Genomic DNA, 3645 nt, shown 5'->3' on the forward strand with positions numbered 1-3645 from the left:
ATGTCACAATACTTATCTCAAGTATTGCCATTTTGGAGGTGTTTTATATTGTCTCACTATTTTAGGTTAGTCCAATTCTCATAAGCTTGTTTTTGCTTTTTTAACTTAATTCCATTTTTCTAGTTCGTCGTCGTTACCAGCCCAACGAATCGGCTCAGAAAGAGCTTTTCTCCATTTCATTCGAATTCACCTCCTAATATGTAGAAACAATTCCAATTATATCCTATATATATTTTAATCCAATGAAAGTTTGGAAAATAGTACTAAATTACCAATTAATAGACATTTTAAATTAGGTCTTAATAATCTGATTATTATTTATGTTTATTCACAGTGACCAAAATAAATATGAAGAATATGAATCTATACAAGGTACAGATCGAGGATCTCTCGGGTATTCGAGAAAAAGCAGATGGGGATATTACAAAAATACTTGCTGACGGAGAATACACACTAAATGATATAGGATTGGTTGCAGACTACTATATGTCCATTATTTATCACGCTAATTACTATTTATATAAAGACTTTGAAATAATTGAACAGCAGTTACTAGAAGAGAACGATATTGGCATTGAATTAATTCAATTGATGAGTTCCTATAGTAGCCTTGGAGGGAAAATGAGCGGTAGCAAGGCAAGAAATGGTTTACCTGTACTAGAAGAAGACAGAGTTGCTTTTGAAGAAGCAATTTATAATCTAGAAGAATTGAGTCTTCCTGGTAATCTTAGTAGTCAAGAATGATTAAATAGTGAGGAATGGGCCAATATTAAAATTGCACACCACGAAGCATATATTATGTTTGATAATTTCGAGGAAAGTATAAGGACATTTCTAATAGAAATTGCACCTAGCCAAGAATCCCAAATACAAATGAACTTAGATAGAATGATTGAGGATAATCGTTTAAGAGATTCAATGGAAAATTACCTTTAATCATATTTTAGCTGCGGCCAACTTAGATAAAAATGGAGATTAAACATTTCTGGGTTCAATATTATCAATATTCTGTGACGAACTTAACAGAAACATCCCCCCTCTTTAAAGTATTGTTTATTAGAATACAAAAGGAGGGATTTTCTTGTATCAAAATGATTTGAAAATAAATATACCAAATGAATTGCTAGAAGAAATGGAGATTCAAGGAACAATAATAAGTCCTGTTTTTCCTGAAATGGGGATTTTAGTCTTATCAGATGGAATGTTCCAATTTTCAAAGGAAATTGTCATTCGTATTTATCGGTTAGAACTAGAAGCAGACACACAAAGTTATAAAATATATTACGAATTAGTAGCATTATCTTTTAGTAGTTACTCTGATGCAAAAGATTTCGTTGATCACCTACCGAATATGTCTGGGATTGAAATGTTAATATTACTAAATCCTGAGCCGAAATTTCAATAAAAATAAAGGGGAAACCATTTTAATCAACTTTTATTGAACTTTATCTATGTCACTTTATAACAAAAAATAGCGACATTCTATATTAAAAGTACCGTCATTTTATATTATTTTACTCACATGAAAGTGCCCCTGGGTCCAGCAGGGGTACTTTTTTATGATGTACCAGATTACCAGTAATCCAAAAAACCGTAAGCTTTTCTTCATTATTTATTGCAAACATTAACTATATCCTTAAACTTAACCCTATGTATTTCCTCAAAATGATCTATAATTCTTAACTCAGAAGTTAAAGGGTCCACAAAGTGCACTTTTCCAAGATAATAATCATAAATTACTATCCTCATTTGATATTTAATTAGAGCCTAATTTCACCATAAATTGAGCTTTTTGTAATTTATCAATGATGCTAGTATAATCCGTTTCATTTCGGTTCTCAAGTATATTACCTTATTTTTAATTTTAGTCTTTAAGCTGACTTTTTTCCACGGTTCTATAGACCTGTGTAAGTAGCCGCCACTTTTTTCTGTGCAATACCAGATTATCTTTTATAGAAATTTCTTTAGTTAAAGGAGATATATCCGGAGAGATGCTGTAACACAGTAATACTTGTGTTCCACCTTGTCTTAAATAATAATCAGTCGTATGGACTGTATAAAATAATTTAAAACTTTTTTAAACTATTTTCGTCATAATTAATAAAAGATGGAGGAGGATTTTTATGAAAAAAATAAAAAAAGAAGAAAAACTAAAGGAAATATTAAAAAATTATGATGTAGATTTTCCTACCGAAAAAGAAATTGAATTATCTATTAAATACATTAAAGACTATATTTCATTGTCAAAAACAAAAAACCGTGAATAATCTCACGGTTTAATGGTATATATAACCAGTAACTCTAACCGAAGTTAGTTGTACGTGATGTCTAATGTATATCGGAACTGGTCTTATGTATGAATAGTTATTGTAATAAATATTTTTTAGCGATTTTGGACTTACTTTAGTCCAAGGTCCCCCATCTACACTTACTTCCACATCATAACCTGCACTACTGGTTACTAGGATGCTCATACTAGAATATGCAGGTACAGCATAAGAACCTAGATAAGTTACATTTCTACCAAAAATATCTCTAGGTATTGTAACATCAAAACTTGAGGTGGCTGCAAGGGACTCTTTAGGGTTTATTAGAAAAATACTAAAAATCAATGATAGTGATAACAGTAGAATACTAGCCTTTTTCATCAACTCAATTCCTCCAAAGTAATATTTTATAATATTATATATTATATGCCACTATTAATCTACTATTTTTTGCCTTTATATACTATTATTGGTAGTATTGTAATATTTTTTTACATCATATGGGAAGAAGTTTGAGGAAATATTAGTTGGCCAAATTATTCTTAAATAACCCGGACGGTTTGAAAAATAATAAGCTGTTAAATAAAGGAGTAACGCTGAAAAAATTCAAAGATCCAAAAGGGGGAGCAATATAGGGTATTTTCAGTACCCTTAATGAGCCCCTTTCTTGAAGTGCCTAACTGGTTTCCTAAACTAAAAGGCACTATTATTGAAAGCCTATTCTATAATTTAGCTTCAAAGTTTAATGATGAGTTTATAAAGAGAATTATAAAAAAAACTATACATTGGTATGTTGAAACATTAAATACATCATTTATAGAAAATCAGACCATCAATTCCCAAATCGCTTTAGAAAAACTATTTTTTGTTTACTTACTCAACAAAACCCTCAAATCATTAGTAAAACAAAGTTCGATAAAAATAATTTTCAAAATCTAGAAAGAATATTAGATGAACTCTCTATAAAAACTGTTTTCAGTGGTAAGCTCAAGAAATTCAGTGATCGGTTTGATTCTGGTCCCCATTTATTAGTAAAATACTGAAATCATACAGCTCACCCAAAACGCAACACAAGAATAGATAGTTATTCTCATCAACTTCTAATGCTGAAAACCATTTTAAAGAACATTGATTTCTTAACTGAACAAATAGAAATGCTGGATCAAGAAGTAGCTAAAAGAGTAGATTCCTTCAAAGAAGATGTAGAACTACTTTGACAAACAGAGAGAGCAATCCATTGTTCGACATTCATTATGCAGACTTGAAAGTTTAGGATACACAGTTACGTTACAGAAGTCAAATATAAATGTCAATGATAAAATGTACATTTTCGCTCGTTTAAGGATGTACAATTTTGCTTCCCAACTATTTTTATGAA

5 protein-coding genes are annotated in these 3645 nt (G+C 30.3%); 4 read left to right on the forward strand and 1 reads right to left on the reverse strand.

What is annotated here, in order from left to right; all coding sequences use genetic code 11:
• The first annotated feature begins 348 nt into the window (after positions 1–348).
• From ACR65M_RS26610 to ACR65M_RS26620, 3 genes are all read left to right on the forward strand, one after another.
• Positions 349–744: a hypothetical protein gene (locus ACR65M_RS26610; RefSeq protein ID WP_440274902.1), complete on the forward strand. Its 396-nt coding sequence runs from the start codon at positions 349–351 to the stop codon at positions 742–744.
• Between the two features lie 337 nt (positions 745–1081).
• Positions 1082–1405, forward strand: a complete 324-nt coding sequence (locus ACR65M_RS26615) for a hypothetical protein (protein WP_440274903.1) — start codon at positions 1082–1084, stop codon at positions 1403–1405.
• Between the two features lie 718 nt (positions 1406–2123).
• Positions 2124–2267, forward strand: a complete 144-nt coding sequence (locus ACR65M_RS26620) for a hypothetical protein (RefSeq protein ID WP_440274904.1) — start codon at positions 2124–2126, stop codon at positions 2265–2267.
• Positions 2268–2276: 9 nt separating this feature from the next.
• Here the strand turns inward: ACR65M_RS26620 and ACR65M_RS26625 are convergent, their stop codons facing one another.
• Entirely contained in the window at positions 2277–2648 is a 372-nt protein-coding gene (locus ACR65M_RS26625; RefSeq protein ID WP_440274905.1) for a hypothetical protein, read from the reverse strand.
• Positions 2649–2921: 273 nt separating this feature from the next.
• Here ACR65M_RS26625 and ACR65M_RS26630 point away from each other — a divergent pair, with 273 nt between their 5' ends.
• Complete coding sequence (locus tag ACR65M_RS26630) at positions 2922–3206, forward strand: hypothetical protein (protein ID WP_494776439.1); 285 nt, start codon at positions 2922–2924, stop codon at positions 3204–3206.
• Positions 3207–3645 lie beyond the last annotated feature (439 nt).

The sequence above is a fragment of the Ferdinandcohnia sp. SAFN-114 genome, assembly GCF_059415045.1.